Origin of the sequence: Schumannella luteola (genome assembly GCF_013408685.1) — a bacterium.
GTDB lineage: Bacteria > Actinomycetota > Actinomycetes > Actinomycetales > Microbacteriaceae > Schumannella > Schumannella luteola.
The window spans coordinates 3281930-3298783 of the sequence record NZ_JACBZY010000001.1; the positions used below are offsets into that span (position 1 = coordinate 3281930).

At 72.1% G+C, this 16854-nt stretch carries 13 protein-coding genes and 1 pseudogene; 5 read left to right on the plus strand and 9 right to left on the minus strand.

The features are described 5' to 3' along the window. Window positions 1–40 precede the first annotated feature (40 nt). Complete coding sequence (locus BJ979_RS14960) at window positions 41–1084, plus strand: class I mannose-6-phosphate isomerase (RefSeq protein ID WP_179569109.1); 1044 nt, start codon at window positions 41–43, stop codon at window positions 1082–1084. Between the two features lie 415 nt (window positions 1085–1499). Here BJ979_RS14960 and BJ979_RS18205 read toward each other — a convergent pair. The 4 genes and pseudogenes from BJ979_RS18205 to BJ979_RS14980 form a co-directional block, all read right to left on the minus strand. Further along, window positions 1500–3554: pseudogene (locus BJ979_RS18205) on the minus strand (ComEC/Rec2 family competence protein); the annotation flags it as partial. 65 nt (window positions 3555–3619) lie between these two features. After that, window positions 3620–4369, minus strand: a complete 750-nt coding sequence (locus BJ979_RS14970) for a helix-hairpin-helix domain-containing protein (RefSeq protein WP_179569111.1) — start codon at window positions 4367–4369, stop codon at window positions 3620–3622. Between the two features lie 115 nt (window positions 4370–4484). Next, window positions 4485–7046 carry a leucine--tRNA ligase gene (leuS, locus tag BJ979_RS14975; protein WP_179569113.1) on the minus strand — a complete coding sequence of 854 codons (2562 nt, stop codon included), beginning with the start codon at window positions 7044–7046 and terminating at the stop codon, window positions 4485–4487. A gap of 114 nt (window positions 7047–7160) precedes the next feature. Then, window positions 7161–8651: an anthranilate synthase component I family protein gene (locus BJ979_RS14980; RefSeq protein ID WP_179569115.1), complete on the minus strand. Its 1491-nt coding sequence runs from the start codon at window positions 8649–8651 to the stop codon at window positions 7161–7163. A 95-nt stretch (window positions 8652–8746) separates the two neighbouring features. Between BJ979_RS14980 and BJ979_RS14985 the strand changes: the two genes are divergently transcribed. Both BJ979_RS14985 and BJ979_RS14990 read left to right on the plus strand, forming a co-directional pair. Continuing rightward, window positions 8747–9586 (plus strand): aminotransferase class IV, encoded by an 840-nt coding sequence (locus tag BJ979_RS14985; protein WP_179569117.1) that lies wholly within the window; start codon window positions 8747–8749, stop codon window positions 9584–9586. Beyond that, window positions 9586–10281, plus strand: a complete 696-nt coding sequence (locus tag BJ979_RS14990; protein WP_179569119.1) for a DedA family protein — start codon at window positions 9586–9588, stop codon at window positions 10279–10281. The genes BJ979_RS14985 and BJ979_RS14990 overlap by 1 nt, the downstream gene beginning before the upstream one ends. A 108-nt stretch (window positions 10282–10389) precedes the next feature. On the opposite strand, the gene BJ979_RS14995 is transcribed toward BJ979_RS14990, so the two are convergent. The 5 genes from BJ979_RS14995 to BJ979_RS15015 form a co-directional block, all read right to left on the minus strand. Beyond that, window positions 10390–11301 carry an ABC transporter substrate-binding protein gene (locus tag BJ979_RS14995; protein ID WP_179569121.1) on the minus strand — a complete coding sequence of 304 codons (912 nt, stop codon included), beginning with the start codon at window positions 11299–11301 and terminating at the stop codon, window positions 10390–10392. 19 nt (window positions 11302–11320) lie between these two features. Continuing rightward, on the minus strand, window positions 11321–12046 hold the full coding sequence (locus BJ979_RS15000) for an ABC transporter permease (protein ID WP_179569122.1): 726 nt from the start codon (window positions 12044–12046) through the stop codon (window positions 11321–11323). Beyond that, the gene (locus BJ979_RS15005) at window positions 12043–12729 is read right to left on the minus strand and encodes an ABC transporter permease (RefSeq protein WP_179569124.1); all 687 of its coding nucleotides are present in this window, start codon (window positions 12727–12729) and stop codon (window positions 12043–12045) included. Before BJ979_RS15005 ends, BJ979_RS15000 begins: the two co-directional genes overlap by 4 nt. Continuing rightward, the gene (locus BJ979_RS15010) at window positions 12726–13586 is read right to left on the minus strand and encodes an ABC transporter ATP-binding protein (protein ID WP_179569126.1); all 861 of its coding nucleotides are present in this window, start codon (window positions 13584–13586) and stop codon (window positions 12726–12728) included. Before BJ979_RS15010 ends, BJ979_RS15005 begins: the two co-directional genes overlap by 4 nt. A 216-nt stretch (window positions 13587–13802) precedes the next feature. Next, window positions 13803–14435: a TetR/AcrR family transcriptional regulator gene (locus BJ979_RS15015; RefSeq protein WP_179569128.1), complete on the minus strand. Its 633-nt coding sequence runs from the start codon at window positions 14433–14435 to the stop codon at window positions 13803–13805. 110 nt (window positions 14436–14545) lie between these two features. Here BJ979_RS15015 and BJ979_RS15020 point away from each other — a divergent pair, with 110 nt between their 5' ends. Continuing rightward, complete coding sequence (locus tag BJ979_RS15020) at window positions 14546–15580, plus strand: App1 family protein phosphatidate phosphatase (RefSeq protein WP_179569130.1); 1035 nt, start codon at window positions 14546–14548, stop codon at window positions 15578–15580. 90 nt (window positions 15581–15670) lie between these two features. Beyond that, window positions 15671–16441, plus strand: coding sequence for a class I SAM-dependent methyltransferase (locus BJ979_RS15025; protein ID WP_179569132.1), 771 nt, complete (start codon window positions 15671–15673; stop codon window positions 16439–16441). Window positions 16442–16854: the final 413 nt, after the last annotated feature.

The window sequence follows — 16854 nt, forward strand, 5'->3', positions numbered from 1 at the left end:
CGAGCCGCGCGGGCCACCCGCGCCGAGGAAAGCGACGACGATGACGCTCCCGCACTCCGCCGATCCGATCCGACTGCCCGCGAACCAGCCTCGGGCCCGTTTCTACCGCGGCGGCGATCGCATCGCGGCCTTCCGCGGCGCGGCGAGCGCCGAGCGGTACACGCCGGAGGACTGGATCGGATCCGTCACCCCGGTGCGAGGTGCCGCACCCGTCGGGCAGACGCGCCTGTACGACGGAACGCTGCTCGCCGACGCGATCACCGCCGACCCGCTCGGCTGGCTCGGCGCCGAGCACGTGCGGCGCTGGGGCGCCGACCCGAAGCTGCTGGTCAAGCTGCTCGACGCGGGACAGCGCCTGCCGGTGCACGCGCACCCCTCGGGCGCCTTCGCGGCCGCGCACCTCGGCGCGGCGCACGGCAAGGCCGAGGCCTGGTACATCCTCTCTCCCGGGGTCGTGTATCTCGGGCTTCGCGAGGCGGTCGAGCCCGCCCGCCTGCGTGAACTGGTCGACGCGCAGCGCACGGAGGAGCTGCTGGCGCTGCTCAATGCGATCGAGGTGCAGCCGCACGACACGGTGTACGTGCCGCCGGGCACGCTGCACGCGATCGGCGAGGGCGTGCTGCTCGCCGAGGTGCAGGAGCCCGAAGACCTGTCGATCCTGCTCGAGTGGAGCGGCTTCGAGCTCGACGGCGTCGCCGACGGCCACCTCGACCTCGGCTTCGATCTCGCCCTCGCCGTGGTGCGCACCGAGGCCGACGGTCCCGAGCAGCTGGCGCGACTGGTGCGCCGTGATCACGCCGCCGCGTCGAGCCTCGCACCGGCCGCCGACGAGTACTTCCGGCTGCACCGCCTCGGCGACGGCGACGAGCTGGATGCCGGCTTCGCGATCGTGATCGCGGCGGAGGGCGAGCTGCGCCTCGTGCCCTCGCCGAGCGACGATGACGTGGTCGCCGCAGCCACGGGCGGCGCTGCCGATCCCGTTCCTCTTCCGGCGGGCTCCACGACTCTCGTGCCGGCCGCTTTCGGGCGCGCCCGGCTGTCGGGTTCGGGCCGCGTGCTCGTCGCCCGTCCGCCCCGCGCCTGACGGCGCTCGGCGGGGCGGATGGAATCGCCGGAGCCAGTGACGTCGGGGTCGCGGTCAACGGCGAGGCCGAGGGACCCGGGTCATCGCGCTCGGTCCAGACGCGGAGCTCGTCGCCCGTGCCGGCGAGCAGCACGAGCCCGTTGCGGTCGCTGCGGAGCGCAGCTGTTCCGACCTCGGCGAGGACGCCGAGCAGCTTCGCCGTGGGGTGACCGTAGTCGTTCTCGCCGACGCCGATGAGTCCTGCCCGCGCGCGGATGCGACGGTACAGCTCGGGGTCCTGATCGGCGGAGCCGTGGTGCGCGACCTTGACGACGTCGTAGCGGCCCGGATGCGCCAGCCCGCGCATCCGCGCCTGCGCCGTCTGCCCGAGGTCGCCGAGCAGCAGCACGCTCAGCCCCGCCGCGCCGTCGGCGGGTCGCACCGAGAGCGTCACGCTCGCGGAGTTGCCGGGCTCGACTCCTCGAAGCGGAGGCCAGAGCACCTCCCACGCGAGATCGCCGAGGCGTCCGTGCTCGCCGCGCGAGACCTGGTCGACGCGCGCTCCCGCGTCTGCGAGCCGCGCATCCAGCCGGTCGGCGTCGGCGCCGTCGGAGGGGCCGACCAGAACCCGGTCGGCGCGGCCGACCACCGCGTCGCCGCCGCCGACGTGATCGAGGTCGTAGTGCGTGAGCACGACGAGGGCGAGCCGGTCGACGCCGAGATCGGCCAGGCAGTCGGCGAGCAGCTCGGGGTCCGGGCCGGTGTCGACGAGCGCGATCTCGTCGTCGCTGCGCAGCAGGGTGGCATCGCCCTGCCCGACGTCGCAGAGCGCGACACTCCAGTCGGCCGGGCGGCCGACTCGCCCCGCGACCGCGGCGCCGCCGATGCCGGCCACGGTCGCGGCGCAGGCGATGACGAGCACCCCCGCGGCGGCGCGGCGCATCCGTCCGCCCGGGCGAGCGAGCACCGCGATCAGCGCGACCACGAGGACGACCGTCACCAGCACCGCTCCCAGCGCGCCGTCGAGCCAGGGCACGCTGGCGGCGGGCAGCCCGGCGGAGAAGCGGGCGATCGCCGCGATCCACGCCGAGGGAACCCAGGCGAGGGCGCAGAGCAGGTCACCGAGCGGCGGCACGATCGGGAGCAGGAGACATGCAACGAGACCGAGCACGGTCGCGATCGGCGCCGCCGGTTCGGTCAGGAGGTTCGCGGGCACACCGTAGAGCGGCAGGACGGGCTGGAGCAGGATCAGCACGGGCTGGCAGAGCAGCTGCGCCGCGAGCGGCACCGCGACGGCGAGCGCGAGGAAGCGCGGCATCCAGCGCTCCAGCCGTCGAGCGAGCGGCGGCGCGAGCACGAGCAGCCCCGCTGTCGCGAGCACCGAGAGCACGAAGCCGTAGCTGCGCGCGAGACCGGGGTCGGCGATCACGAGCACGAGCACCGCGGCGCCGAGCACGGGGAGGCCGCGCACCGGACGCCCCAGGGCGAGTGTCAGCAGGACGATGCCCGCCATCACGGCCGCGCGCACGACACTCGGCTCGGGTGTGACGAGCGCGACGAATCCGAGCAGGGCGATGCCGGAGCCGATCACGCGCACGAGCCGCGGGGCGCCGAGCAATGCGAGCAGGCCGAAGACGAGCGCGACCACGACGGCGCAGTTGGCGCCCGACACGGCCGTGAGATGGGTGAGCGAGGCGACCTTCATCGCATCCTCGAGCCCCGTATCCAGCTCGGCGGTGTCGCCGATCGCGAGCCCCGGCAGCAGCTGTCCGCCGTCGCCCGGCAGGCGCGCGGCCGCCTCGCGGAAGCGCGAACGCAGCGCGTCGAGCACCCCGTCGCCGCCGCTCGGCCCCGCCACGACGACCGGATCGCCGCGGGCGAACAGCAGCACTGCGCTGTCGTCGCCGGGCTCGGTCGCGGCGGCGCGGGCGGTCGCCTGCAGCGTCGTGCCGAGAGGCACCGGATCGAGGCCCTGCGCGAACAGCACGCCGTCGGTGTCGAGTGCCGTCGTCGCGCCGCGCTGCTCGACGGTGACGACATGGACGCTCGCCCGCCCCTCGCGCACGGCGCTCGTGGTGACGAGACGCCAACGCGCGGTCGACTCCGCGGCGGCGACGCGCTGCAGCTCGGCGGGTCGACGGTGCTGATCGGCGAGCGCGGATGTCGTCGCCGCGAGCGCGCCGGCGCCCAGCGCGACGGCGATCACGACGATGACGCCGGAGGCGACGAGCGCATGAAGCGTCGAGGATGCCGACGCGAGAACGCGCGTGCGCCGATCCGCGACCGTCCGCGGCTCGGGCGAGAGCTCGCGCCGCCCGAGCAGCGCCGACGCTGCCAGCAGCGCCGACGCGGCGAACCCGAGCACCGCCGCGATCACGACGGCGCCACCGGCTCCGAATCCGGTCGCGATGATCGCCGCGCCCCAGGCCGCACCGCCGATGATCGGCAGCCGAAGGTCGGCGGCGCGCACACGCCCGGCGTCGGCGAGCATCGAGCTCGCGGAGAACCCCGGTCGATGGACGTCACGCCGCGCCGCGCCGCCGTCATCCGCGGCGCTCACACGGTCACCAGCGGCTGCAGCTGCTCGAAGGTCTTCTCTCCGATGCCGCTCACGTCGCGCAGGTCTTCGATCGAGGCGAAGCGCCCGTTCTGCTGACGCCAGGCGAGGATGCGCTGGGCGAGCGCCGGGCCGACCCGAGGCAGCGTCTCGAGCGCGGTCTGATCGGCAGTGTTGATGTTGACCTTGACCCCACCCGCCCCGCCCGTCCCCGCTCCCGACGCGCCGCCTCCTCCCCCGCTGGACGAGCCGCCGCCCGCTCCCGACCCCGCTGTACCCGCCGCGGGCGCCTCTCCCACCGCGGGCACGTGCAGCTGCTCGCCGTCGTCGAGTGCCCGCGCGAGATTGATCGCGGCCGCATCGGCCTGCGCGGTCAGTCCCCCGGCGGCGCCGACCGCATCCACGACCCGCGACCCGGGCGCGAGGCGGAAGAGACCCGGATGCGCGACCTGCCCGGTGACGTGGATGTAGATGCGCGACGAGCCGCCGTCGGAGCTTGATGCTGCTGCGCCGTCGTCGTCGGCTCGTCCGGACCCGGATGCTCCCGCCCGGGAGCCCGATCCCGTCGACGACCCCGTCGACGGCGACGCCGACGCCGACGCGGGCGCGAGCACGGTCGTCGCCCCACCCGGCGTCAGCGCGGCGGCCGCGGCGGCGACACCACCCGCGATGAGGAGCAGCACGAGCCCGGCCCCGATCCCGAGCCGCACGCGGGCGCTGCGCGGGCGCGGGGTCAGGGCCGAGCTCATGCTCCGACGCTAGGCATCGCCCGGATACGGCAGACGGCCGCCGCCCGATCTGTGGATCAGGCGACGGCCGTCGACGCTGGGGAGGAGAGGCGCGGGCGGGCCCGCGCCCCCACGCTCAGCCCTTCGTCGCGATGTTGACCACGCGCGGGGCGCGCACGATCACGTTGACGATCTCGCGATCGCCGACCGCGCGCTGCACGCCGGCGGAGGCGCGGGCGAGCTTCTCGAGCTCGTCCGAGGCGATCGTCGGGGCGACCTCGATGCGGTCGCGCACCTTGCCGTCGACCTGGATGATCGAGGTCACCGACTCCTCGATCAGCAGGTCGGGGTCGGCCTTGCGGAAGCCGGCGAAGGCGACCGTGTCGGTGTAGCCCAGGCGGTGCCACATGTCCTCGGCCGTGTACGGCGCGAACAGGCTCAGCACGACCGCGACCGCCTCGGTCGCCTCGCGCACGGCCGGGTCGCCGCCGCCGGGACCCTGGTCGATCGTCTTGCGGATCTGGTTCACCAGCTCCATCAGGCGCGCGACCACGACGTTGAACTTGAACGCCTCGACCAGACCCGGCACGTCGTTCAGCAGACGGTGCGTAGCGCGGCGCAGCGCCGCATCCCCGCCCTTCCAGTCGACGTCGGGCGCGGTCGTGACCTCGCCGGCGAGACGCCAGGCGCGGGCCAGGAACTTCGCCGAGCCGGTGGGCGAGACATCCGCCCAGTCGATGTCGTCCTCCGGCGGTCCGGCGAAGGCCATGGTGAGGCGGATCGCGTCGCTGCCGTACTGGTCGAGCTGCTCCGAGAGGCGCACGATGTTGCCGCGGCTCTTCGACATCGCCGAGCCCTCCATGATCACCATGCCCTGGTTCAGCAGCGCGCTGAACGGCTCGGTGAAGCTCACGTAGCCCAGGTCGAAGAGCACCTTGGTGATGAAGCGCGCGTAGAGCAGGTGCAGGATCGCGTGCGTCACGCCGCCGACGTACTGGTCGACGGGAGCCCACTTCTCGGCCTCGGCCGGGTCGAAGGCCTGCGTGTCGTCGTTCGGCGACAGGAAGCGCAACGGATACCACGACGAGTCGACGAAGGTGTCCATCGTGTCGGGGTCGCGGCGCGCGGGCGAGCCGTCGCGCGGGTCGGGCACGTTCACCCAGTCCTCGGCGGCGCCGAGCGGCGAGGTGCCCTTCGGCTGCAGGTCGAGGCCCTCGGTCGACGGCAGACGCACGGGCAGCTGCTCGAACGGCACAGGGATCAGCTCGCCGTCCTCGCCGTGGATGATCGGGATGGGCGTGCCCCAGTAGCGCTGACGCGAGATCAGCCAGTCGCGCAGACGGTAGGTCTTCGCGGCGCGGCCGGTGCCGGCGCTCTCGAGCAGCTGGATCATGCGCCCGATCGCGTTCGACTTGCTCAGCCCGTCGAGCGGCCCCGAGTTCATCAGGCGGCCCTCGCCGGCCAGCGCGACGCCGGTCGACGCGGGATCGAGCGCGGGGATGTCGCCCGACTCGAGCATCTCCTCGGTGATGACGGGGATCGCGCCCGTGACCGGGGCGTTCGTGTCGACGACGACGCGCACCGGCAGGCCGAACTTGATCGCGAAGTCGAGGTCGCGCTGGTCGTGCGCGGGCACGGCCATGACGGCTCCGTGGCCGTAGTCGGCCAGCACGTAGTCGGCGGCCCAGATCGGGATGCGCTCGCCGTTGACGGGGTTGATCGCGTACCGGTTCAGCGGCACGCCGGTCTTCTCGCGCGTCGCGTCCTGACGGTCGATCTCGCTCGTGCGCTGGGTCTGCTCCAGGTAGTCCTGGAAGCGCATCCGCGTCTCGGCGTCCGCGCCGGCGGCCAGCTCGGCGGCCAGGTCGGTGTCGGGCGCGATGACCATGAAGGTCGCGCCGAACAGGGTGTCGGGACGGGTCGTGAAGACGGTCACCTTGGCGTCGCGGCCCTCGACAGTGAAGTCGACCTCGGCGCCCTTCGAGCGGCCGATCCAGTTGCGCTGCATCGCCAGCACCTTCGACGGCCACGAACCCTCGAGCTGGTTCAGGTCATCGAGCAGACGGTCGGCGTAGTCGGTGATCTTCAGGTACCACTGCGTCAGCTGCTTCTTGACGACGACGTTGTCGCAGCGCTCGCAGCGGCCGTCGACGACCTGCTCGTTCGCCAGCACGGTCTGGTCGAAGGGGCACCAGTTGACCCAGCTCGCCTTGCGGTAGGCCAGGCCCTTCTCGAACATCTTCAGGAACAGCCACTGGTTCCACTTGTAGTACTCGGGGTCGCTCGTGTGCAGCACGCGATCCCAGTCGAAGCTCGCGCCGAGGCGCTTCATCGACTGCTTCTGCTGCTCGATGTTGGCGTAGGTCCACTCGCGCGGGTCGATGCCGCGCTTGATCGCGGCGCCCTCGGCGGGCAGGCCGAAACTGTCCCAGCCGATCGGGTGCAGCACGCGGAAGCCCTGCTGACGCCAGTAGCGCGCGATCACGTCGCCGAAGGTGTACGCCTCGGCGTGACCCATGTGCAGGTCGCCCGAGGGGTAGGGGAACATGTCGAGCACGTACTTGCGCGGACGCTTGTCGTCGGGGTCGTCCGTGCGGAACGGCCGCTTCTCCTCCCACACCGGAAGCCAGGTGGCCTCGATGCGGGCGAAGTCGTAGTCGTTCTCGTCGGGCTCGGTCGCGCGGTCGTGCTGGGTCACGGAACTCTCATTCGGTGGGGAAGACGAGGATGCGAGAACGGCGCGCCGGGCACCGGCATCCCCCGCTACAGAGTAGCCGTCAACCACCGACCGGCCGTTTCTGTTCCCGTCCGGTCAGCGCACGCCGAGCGCGGCGATCAGCGGCGCGGCCTTCACCCGCGTCTCCTCGAGCTCCTCGTCGGGAACCGAGAGCGCCGTGATGCCGCCGCCCGTGCCGATGCGGGCGCCGCCGCGGCCCCCGGTGGATGCGTCGAGCACGATCGTGCGGATCGTCATCGCGAGGTCGGCGGCGCCGTCGACGCCGAGGTACCCGAAGCAGCCGGCGTAGGGACCGCGGGCGCGGTTCTCGAGCGCGTCGAGGATCTCGGTCGCGCGCCGCTTGGGCGCCCCCGTCATCGAGCCGGCGGGGAAGCAGCTCGCGATCGCATCCACCGCATCCAGTCCCGGGCGCAGCCGCGCGCGCACGGTGCTGACCAGCTGGTGCACCTGGGCGTAGCTCTCGACCTCGAGCAGCTGCGTCACCTCGACGCTGCCGGGGTCGCCGATGCGCGTGAGGTCGTTGCGCATGAGGTCGACGATCATGAGGTTCTCGGCGCGCTCCTTGTCGCTCGCGAGCAGCTCGGCGGCGAGGCGTGCGTCGTCGCCCGGGTCGGCGGAGCGCGGGCGCGTGCCCTTGATCGGGCTGGTCTCGACCGTGCCGTCGGGCGTGACCGTGAGGAAGCGCTCGGGCGAGGCGCTGACGAGCGCGGTGCCGCCGATGCTCAGCAGCGCGCCGTGGTGGGTCGGGCTCGCGGCGCGCACCCGGCGGTGGAGTTCGAGCGGGTCGGGGTGCGCATCCACCCGCACCTCGGTCGTCAGGCACAGCTGGTAGGCCTCGCCGTCGCGGATCGCGGCCTGGCAGGCGCGCACCTGGGCGAGGTAGTCGGCGTCGCTCGTGACGCGCACGGCGGTCGCAGGGCCCGGGGTGATCGGGCCGGGCAGCGGATGGGCGGATGCGGTGTCGCGGTCGGCTCGGAGACGCGCCGCGAGGTCGTCGCGCCAGTCGGCGAGGTCCGAGGGCCAGTCGGTCTGGTCGGCGGACCAGGACGCGGATGCCGCGTCGACGCCCATGTCGTCGCGATCGTCGGCGCCGAGCGCGATCAGCTCAGCGGAGCCGTCGGGGTGCACGACCGCGGCGCGATCGACCGCGAGGAAGGCGGCCGGATCGCCCGCATCCGCGTCGTGCGCGTGCGGCACAACGGCTCCGGTCGTCTCACCGCGCAGCTCGTACCCGAACCAGCCGACCAGCCCGAGACGGAAGGCGAGCGGCGGGACGGTGTCGGTCGCGTCATCCTCTCGACCGACGCCGACACCAGCATTGGCGTCCGCGTCCGCCTCAGCCCGAAGCCTGTCGAGCCCGGCCGCGAGCTGCGGCAGCACATCCTCGCCCTCGCGCAGCACGACCCGCTCCCCCGTGCCGATGTAGGCCGGGCCGTCGACGCCGCTGTCGAGCCAGAACCCGTCGGGGCGGGCGTCGACCGGCAGCGCCTCGCCGAGCACGAGCGACGCCACCCGCTCCGCCGAGAATCCGTCTCCGAGCGGATGCCGCAGGAGTCGGTCGCGCATACCGTGATCCTAGGGTCGCGCCGCGCCCGCGGATCCGCTCCGCATGCACGGCCGCCCTCCGCCTCCTCCCCGCTTCCTCCCCTACGGTGAACCGCATGACGACGACCTTCCGCTGGCAGAACCGCGAGCTGGTCGCGGCCGACGACTGCGAGGTCGTGCCGGCTCGGGTGGATGCGGCCGACTCCTGGCTGGTGGCTGACGGCCGCGCGCGCGGACTCGGCCTGCACCGCCAGCGCTTCCTCGACGCCCTGCCCGAGGAGTTCTGGGCGCTCGACCCGGAGGGCTTCTGGGACGCCGCGCTCGCGCTGCTGCCCCGCGAGGGCGACTGGTTCCCCCGGGTGGATGCGCGCACAGCCCGTGCGCCCGAGCTGATCTTCCGGCTGCGGCCGGCTCCCGAGCGTCGCGCGTCGATCCGCCTCGTCACGGCCGAGCGCGACCCGCGCACCGCTCCGCGCGCGAAGGGCCCTGATCTCGCCGCGATGACCGCGCTGCGCACCGCCGCGCAGGGGCTCGGCGCCGACGAGGCCGTCGTGCTCGACGCCGACGGCTCCGTCGCCGAGGGCTCGACGACCTGCCTGCTCTGGTGGCGGGGCGACATGCTCTGTGTTCCCGAGGAGGCGATCGAGCGGATCGACAGCGTGACCCTGCGCAGCATCCTCGCCCTCGCGACCGCACTCGGCATCGACGTGCTGCACGAGCGCGCCACGCCCGATGACCTCGACGGGCTGGAGATCTGGGCGGTCAACGCGCTGCACGGCGTGCGCATCGTGACCGAGTGGGTCGGCGGCCCGGCTCCGGCGGAGCTGCCCGGACGCCGCGCCGCCTGGCAGACGCGCCTCGACGCCCTGCGCCGCCCGCTGCCGCTGCACGCGGTGCCGAGCGCTGTCGCCTCCCCCGCTTCGCCGGCGACGCCCGAGACCGGCGGGGCCGACTGATGCTCCCGCACCTCGTCGAGACCACGGCCACAGTGGTCGCGACGGCCGGCACCGGCGGATTCGACCCGCTCGGCTGGCTGCTCGACGTGGTGCAGTCGGTCGACCCGGTGCTGCGCATCCTGCTCTCGGCGGTCGCGATCTTCTGCGAGACGTCGATCCTGATCGGGCTCGTCGTGCCCGGCGACACGATCGTGCTCGTCTCGAGCACCGCGACCGCGAACGTCGCCGAGTACATCGGCCTGCTCGTCGCCGTCATCGTCGGCTCGCTCGGCGGCGAGAGCGTCGGGTTCCTGCTCGGCCGGCTGTTCGGGCCGAAGCTGCGGCACTCGCGACTCGGCCGCCGCATCGGCGAGAAGAACTGGATGCGCGCCGAGCGCTACCTCGAGCGCCGCGGCGGCCCCGCGGTGTTCCTGTCGCGCTTCCTGCCGGTGCTGCACTCGCTCGTGCCCGTCACGGTCGGCACGAGCGAGATGAGCTACCGCCGCTTCCTCGCCTGGACGACCCCGGCGTGCGTGCTCTGGGCGGGCGCCTACGTGACGGTCGGCTGGCTCGCCGCCGGCAGCTACCGTGAGCTCTCGACCCAGCTGCACTGGGCGGGTTACCTCTTCGTCGCCGTGATCGTGGTCTTCGTGATCGTCGTCGCAGTGGTGAAGAAGCTCATCGAGCGGGCCGAGCGCCGCCACCTCGACGACTGACCGCGAACGCGACGCCGGCGCGCGGCGCCGCCTCTGTGGGCGCGCGAGCCATCGACGCGAAACGGCCGCACCCCCGAGAGGATGCGGCCGTTCTGTCGGCGGGATCTCCTACTTGAGGAACCCGTTGTCGGTCAGCCACTTGGTGGCGATCTTGTCGGCGCGGTCCTTGTCGTCGACGCTCTGCACGTTGAGCGCGACGAGGCCCTCCGGCGTCAGCTTGGCGCTGATCGGGTCGATGACCTTCTTGATCTTGTCCGCCTTCTTGGCGTTGACGATCGGTACGACATTCGAGGAGAGGAACAGGCCCTCCGGGTCCTCGAGGGTGACGAGCTTCTTCGACTTGATCGAGGGGTCGGCGCTGTAGATGTCGGCCACGTTGACCGTGCCGGCCACGAGCGAGTCGACGGTGGTGTCACCGGTCGGCTGGAACGCGACGTCCACGCCGTAGACCGACTTCAGCCCCTCGGGACCGTACGGGCGCTTCTCGAGCTCCGGCGCACCGCCGAGTTTGAGGTCGCTGACGCCCTTGAGGTCGGCGATCGACTTCAGGTTGTTCGCCTTCGCGAACTCCTCGGTCACGTTGTAGGAGTCCTGGTCGGTCGCGGGCGAGTACTGCAGCGCCTCGAGGTTCTTGGGCAGCGCCTTCTGCAGCGCCGCGAACACCTCGTCGGGCTTGGTGACGGTCGCGTCCTTGTCGTAGTACTGCAGCAGGTTGCCGCTGTACTCCGGGAACAGGTCGAGCTCGCCGCTCTCGAGCGAGGGCAGATACGCGTCGCGCTGACCGATCTGGAACTTGCGAGTGACCTTGAAGCCGGCCTTCTCGAGAGCCTGGGCGTAGATCTCGGCGATGATCTCGTTCGAGTAGTAGGCCTGCGACCCGATCGTCACCGATTGGGTGTCGTCCGAGCCCGATCCCGAGGAGAGCGGGTCGCTCGATGCGCACCCTGCCAGGGCCAATGCCGCCCCGACCGCGACTGCCGCGATCGCGGTGAGCCGGCCCTTCTTCCGTGCTGTGAACATGTCGATTCCTTCTGGTGATTCAGGTGGTGGGGGATTCCACCGCCGCGCCGGGACGAGGCGTCCGGGCGCGGGTCCTGCGGGAGTCGATGCCCTTCGGCCGCACCGCCGCGGCGAGCAGGCCGAACACGGCATCGAGGAGGAAGGCGAGCACGACGATGAGGATCGCGCCGCCGAGGATCTGCGAGTAGTCGCGTAGCGGGATGCCCTGCACGACGTAGAAGCCGAGCCCGCCGAGATTCACGTAGCCGGCGAGAGCCACGGTCGCGACGATCTGCAGCACCGCGCTGCGCAGGCCGCCGACGAGCAGCGGCAGACCGAGCGGGATCTCGACCTTGGTCAGGATCTGCCACTCGCTCATGCCGACCGAGCGCGCGGCGTCGATCGTGCGGCGGTCGATCGCCTGCAGACCCGAGTAGGCGCCGGCGAGGATCGAGGGGATGCCGAGGATCACGAAGGCGATGAAGGCGCCGACCGCGGTGCGGGTCACGCCGAGCACGAGCACCAGCAGCAGGATCAGGCCGAACGACGGCAGCGCCCGCGCGGCACCCGAGATCGCGACCGCGATCTCGCGACCCTTGCCGGTGTGCCCGATCAGGTAGCCGAGCGGGATCGCGATGACGGCCGCCACGAGAACCGAGACGAAGGTGTAGTAGAGGTGTAGCCCGATCGCCTGTCCGATCGGGAAGCCGCCGCTCCAGTTCGCGGGGTCGAAGATCCAGCCGAAGGCGTCGCCGAAGAGGTTCATGCGGCACCTCCGACGGCGGCGACCGCCACCTGCCGCGACTGCTTCGCCGGCTTCTGCCGCGACCACGGCATGACGGCCCGGCCGACGAGCACGAGCAGGCCGTCGATCACGAGCGCGACGAGCATCGTCATCACGACGCCCGACAGGATCTCTTCGACGATCTTGCGCTGGTAGCCGTCGGTGAAGAGATAGCCGAGGCTGCTGATGCCGAGCAGCGCACCGACCGTGACCAGCGCGATCGTGCTGACCGCGACAACTCGCAGACCCGCGAGCAGCACGGGGCCCGCGAGCGGGAACTCGACGCCCCAGAACCGGCGCCAGGTGGAGTAGCCCATCGCGGTGGCCGACTGCCGTACGCCCGGATCGACCGAGCCGAAGGCGTCCGCCGCCGAGCGCGCCATGACGGCGACGGCGTAGATCGTGAGCGCGATCGTGACGTTCGCCTCGCTGAGGAAGCTGGTGCCGATCAGCGGAGGCAGCAGCGCGAACAGGGCGAGCGAGGGGATCGTGTAGAGCAGGCCGGTGACGGTCAGGATGATGCCGCGCGTCAGCTTGAAGCGCCAGGCGAGCCAGCCGAGCGGGATCGCCACCACGAAGCCGACGACGATCGGCAGCACGCTGAGCCGCAGATGCTCGAGCGTGAGTCTCCCGATCAGATCGAGGTTGTCGACGACCCAGTTCACGACCCGGCCGCCGCTCCCGTGCTCGCCGCCGCTCCCGCGCCGCCGCTCTCGTCGAGCACGCCGGCGGGGTGGCCGTCGGCATCCACCACGATGCGCTTGCCGTCGACGTCGCGCACGCTGAGCTTGCGCTTGCCGCGGTCGGCGCCGACGAAGGTGCGCACGAAGTCGTTGGCGGGGTGCGCGAGGATCTGCTCCGGCTCGCCGACCTGCACGATCTTGCCGCCGGGTTCGAGGATGACGACGCGGTCGCCGAGCAGGAAGGCCTCGTCGATGTCGTGGGTGACGAACACGATGGTCTTGCCGAGCTCGCGCTGCAGACGCAGCACCTCCTGCTGCAGCTCGTCGCGCACGATCGGGTCGACCGCGCCGAAGGGCTCGTCCATGAGCAGGATGTTGGGGTCGACCGCGAGGCCGCGGGCGACGCCGACGCGCTGCTGCTGTCCGCCGGAGAGCTGCGAGGGATAGCGCTCGGCCATCGCGCGGTCGAGGCCCACCGTGTCCATCAGCTCGAGCGCGCGCTGACGCGCGTCCTTCTTCGAGACCCCGTTGAGCAGCGGGACGGTGGCGATGTTGTCGACGACCCTGCGGTGCGGCAGCAGACCCGAGTTCTGCATGACGTAGCCGATGCTGCGACGCAGCTTGACCGGCTCGATCGTCGACACGTCCTGACCGTCGATCTCGATCACGCCGGAGGTCGGGTCGACCATGCGGTTGATCATGCGCATGAGCGTCGTCTTGCCGGAGCCGCTCGAGCCGACCAGCACCGTGACCTCGCGGGCAGGGATCTGCAGCGAGAAGCCGTCGACGGCGACCGTGCCGTCGGGGAACTGCTTCACGACGTCGCGGAACTCGATCATCGGGTCTCTCCTCGCGCCGTGCGTCCGGCTTGTGGTGGCGTGTCGAACGCACCTCGTCAGAAGGCGAGTCCGATTTCAGTCAAACACTATTGACGACCACCGTCATGGCCCGGAGGCGGCGACGCATGGCGAAACACAGCGAACGCGCAGGCGCCGGAGCGCCTGCGCGTTCGCAGGTTCTGCGGGCCTCGACGGCCCGTCACAGGAGCGCAGAGCTCAGTGGCGACCGGGCACGACGATGTCATGCAGCAGCTGACGCGCGCGCGACAGCAGCTCGGCGTCGCCGGCCGGGTCGACCGCGAAGGCGCGGGCGACCAGCGCGTCGGCGACCTCGTAGCCGATCTGCACACGCAGGCGGGTCTCGTCGCCGCCGTCGATCTCGAACTTCGCGACCAGCGCATCGACCAGGTGGTCGGCGACGACGGCGTTGAAGGGCTCGCCCTCGGCCGGGCGCAGGTCGATCACGTCGCCCACGCGCAGCGAGGCGAAACCGGGCTCGGTGCGCACCGCGTCAACGAGGGTGTCGAAGATGGCTCCGACGGCCGCGATCGAGTCGCTCGACGACTCCACGGCGCTGTCGATGCGCTCGACGACGCGCTCGAAGTTGCGGGCCGAGAGGCTCTGCAGCACGGCGATGCGGTCAGGGAAGTAGCGGTAGACGGTGCCGATCGAAGCGCCGGCGCGCTCGGCGACCATGGCGGTCGTGAGGCGCTCGTAGCCGATCTCGTCGATGACGGCGGCGGCGGCGTCGAGCAGGGCGGCCAGACGGGCCGTGCTGCGAGCCTGAACGGGCTCGTTGCGGATGAGCGCTGCGGTCGACCGCGCGGAGGTGACGCTCGTCTGTGACATGACGGAACTCCTAAACTGAATCGGAGTCATGCTCCTAAGCTGAATCGAGGTCAGTGTATCCACTGATGTGCGGAGAAAGCTCGACTTGTAGAGAGTGACACACTGGGAATATGCCCGAACCGACGCACCAGTCCGGGGGTGCCCGCAGCGTTCCACACCTCGCGGCGCGGGCAGAAGACGCGTTCCACGCCTTCCGTGAGCGCTGGGGTCGCCGTCGGGGCCTCGTTCCCCGCGTCATCCCCTTCTCCGGCTACGGCAGCGCCGGCTGGGTGCGGGTGCTCGCCCGGGTCGTGCTCGCCAAGCCGGGTCGCCCGCGCGGCGACCGGGTGCAGGGCGCGCGCGGCTGGCGCAGTTTCACCGCGATCCCGCTGACCCACGGAACCGTCACGGTCACCGTCGGCGGCGTCGATCACCGGCTCACCGCCGACCGCGGCGGGGTGGTGGATGCGCGCCTCACCCTCGACCTGCCGCCCGGCTGGAACAGCATCCAGATCTCCGCCGAGGGCGAGGAGCCCATCGAAGCCGAGGTCTTCGTGATCGATCCGGCCGCCCGGTTCGGCATCGTGTCGGACGTCGACGACACCGTCATGGTCACCGCACTCCCCCGCCCCTTCCTCGCGGCGTGGAACACCTTCGTGCTCAACGAGCACGCACGACGCCCGGTGCCCGGCATGCCGGTGCTCTACGAGCGGCTGACCCGGCAGCATCCGGGCACTCCCGTCATCTACCTCTCCACCGGCGCCTGGAACGTGGCGCCCACCCTGACCCGCTTCCTCGGCCGCAACCTCTATCCCCGCGGCGCGCTGCTGCTGACCGACTGGGGTCCGACGCACGACCGCTGGTTCCGCAGCGGGCAGGCGCACAAGCGCGGCTCGCTGCGCCGCCTCGCGGAGGAGCTGCCGAACGTGCGCTGGCTGCTCGTCGGCGACGACGGCCAGCACGACGAAGAGCTCTACGCGGAGTTCGCGCGCGAGCACCCGGAGTCGGTGGCGGCGATCGCGATCCGTCAGCTGACGCCCGGCGAGGCGGTGCTCGCGGGAGGTCGCAGCACGGCCGAGGAGCGCGGCACCGCCGCGCAGTGGCGCTACGCCCCCGATGGCGCCGGGCTCAGCGAGCAGCTCGGCGAGCTCGGGCTGCTGCGCTGACAGCGGCGCGCGCATCCCCGTGCGGCGCGCGATCCGCATACCCGGCGACATCCCAGCCCCGGGCGACGCGCTCGCGGATAGCGTGAGCGCGTGCCCCGTTACTCCGACGGCTCCGCCGGCGACGCCGACTACGGCGTGATCGGATCCGGCTACGCCACCCAGCGCCGACCCGACCCGCGCATCGAGGCGCTCATCTGGGATGCGCTGGGCGACGCCCGCACGGTCATCAACGTCGGAGCCGGCGCCGGCAGCTACGAACCGCACGACCGCTACGTGGCCGCGGTCGAGCCCTCCGCATCCATGCGCGCCGAGCGCCCCGCGAGCCGGGTGCCCGCGATCGACGGCACCGCCGACGCGCTCCCCTTCGACGACGACGCCTTCGACGCGGCCATGGCGACCGTCACGATCCACCAGTGGCCCGACCTCGAGGCCGGCCTCGCCGAGCTGCGCCGGGTCGCGCGCGGGCCGGTCGTGCTGCTGACCTTCACCCCCGAGGTGCCCGAGCGATGGTGGATGCCGCAGTACGTGCCCGAGCTGTTCGCCGTCGAGGCGGGCCGCATGCCGCCGATCGAGCGCATCGTCACCGCGCTCGGGCCGGGCAGCCGCGCGGAGGTCGTGCCGGTGCCCGCCGACTGCATCGACGGCTTCGGCCAGGCGTTCTTCGCCCGCCCGGAGCGCACGCTCGACCGCGAGGTGCGGCGCGCGATGTCGGCTTGGAGCTTCCTGCCGCCCGAGGTCGTCGAGCGCTACGAGACCGAGCTCGCCCGCGATCTGGAGAGCGGCGCGTGGGACCGGGAGTGGGGCGCCTTCCGCTCCTTCCCGGCCTTCGACGTAGGGCTGCGCCTCGTCGTGGCCCGCTGAGCGGAACTCGGTTCGGGCGGGCCGGACGACGCGGTCCGGCTCCATGCGAGAACCCTGATCGGCTCCAGGTAGACGCCCTTGTCCTCCTTGACGCCACCGTCTCGCACGGGTTGAGATGATCCGGTTCCGCGGATCCCCCCGTCGGCGGAACAGGCGCCGGGCGCGAGTCCGGTCGCTGCTCCTTCCCCCGAGAGGATCAGCCGTGATTCACTCCGTGACGCCCGCACGCCGGCCTCGAGCCGACGTGCCGCGAGCGCGCGGAGACGTGGAATTCCTCGATGGAGCTCAGCTCCGCGAAGGGTAGGACTCCTGTCCCGGGCGCCAATCCCCCCAACGGCCCCGGGACAGGAGGCAGGGGCGGCACCCCCGGCGCCGGTCGCCTCCCGGCGCGTCGGTGGCGGATGGGATGCTGA

Coding starts and splice junctions, on each gene's coding strand:
- BJ979_RS14960 (WP_179569109.1), top strand. CDS start 41: ATGACGCTCCCGCACTCCGCCGATCCGATCCGACTGCCCGCGAACCAG.
- BJ979_RS14970 (WP_179569111.1), bottom strand. CDS start 4,369: ATGAGCTCGGCCCTGACCCCGCGCCCGCGCAGCGCCCGCGTGCGGCTC.
- BJ979_RS14980 (WP_179569115.1), bottom strand. CDS start 8,651: ATGCGCGACCGACTCCTGCGGCATCCGCTCGGAGACGGATTCTCGGCG.
- BJ979_RS14985 (WP_179569117.1), top strand. CDS start 8,747: ATGACGACGACCTTCCGCTGGCAGAACCGCGAGCTGGTCGCGGCCGAC.
- BJ979_RS14990 (WP_179569119.1), top strand. CDS start 9,586: ATGCTCCCGCACCTCGTCGAGACCACGGCCACAGTGGTCGCGACGGCC.
- BJ979_RS14995 (WP_179569121.1), bottom strand. CDS start 11,301: ATGTTCACAGCACGGAAGAAGGGCCGGCTCACCGCGATCGCGGCAGTC.
- BJ979_RS15000 (WP_179569122.1), bottom strand. CDS start 12,046: ATGAACCTCTTCGGCGACGCCTTCGGCTGGATCTTCGACCCCGCGAAC.
- BJ979_RS15010 (WP_179569126.1), bottom strand. CDS start 13,586: ATGATCGAGTTCCGCGACGTCGTGAAGCAGTTCCCCGACGGCACGGTC.
- BJ979_RS15015 (WP_179569128.1), bottom strand. CDS start 14,435: ATGTCACAGACGAGCGTCACCTCCGCGCGGTCGACCGCAGCGCTCATC.
- BJ979_RS15020 (WP_179569130.1), top strand. CDS start 14,546: ATGCCCGAACCGACGCACCAGTCCGGGGGTGCCCGCAGCGTTCCACAC.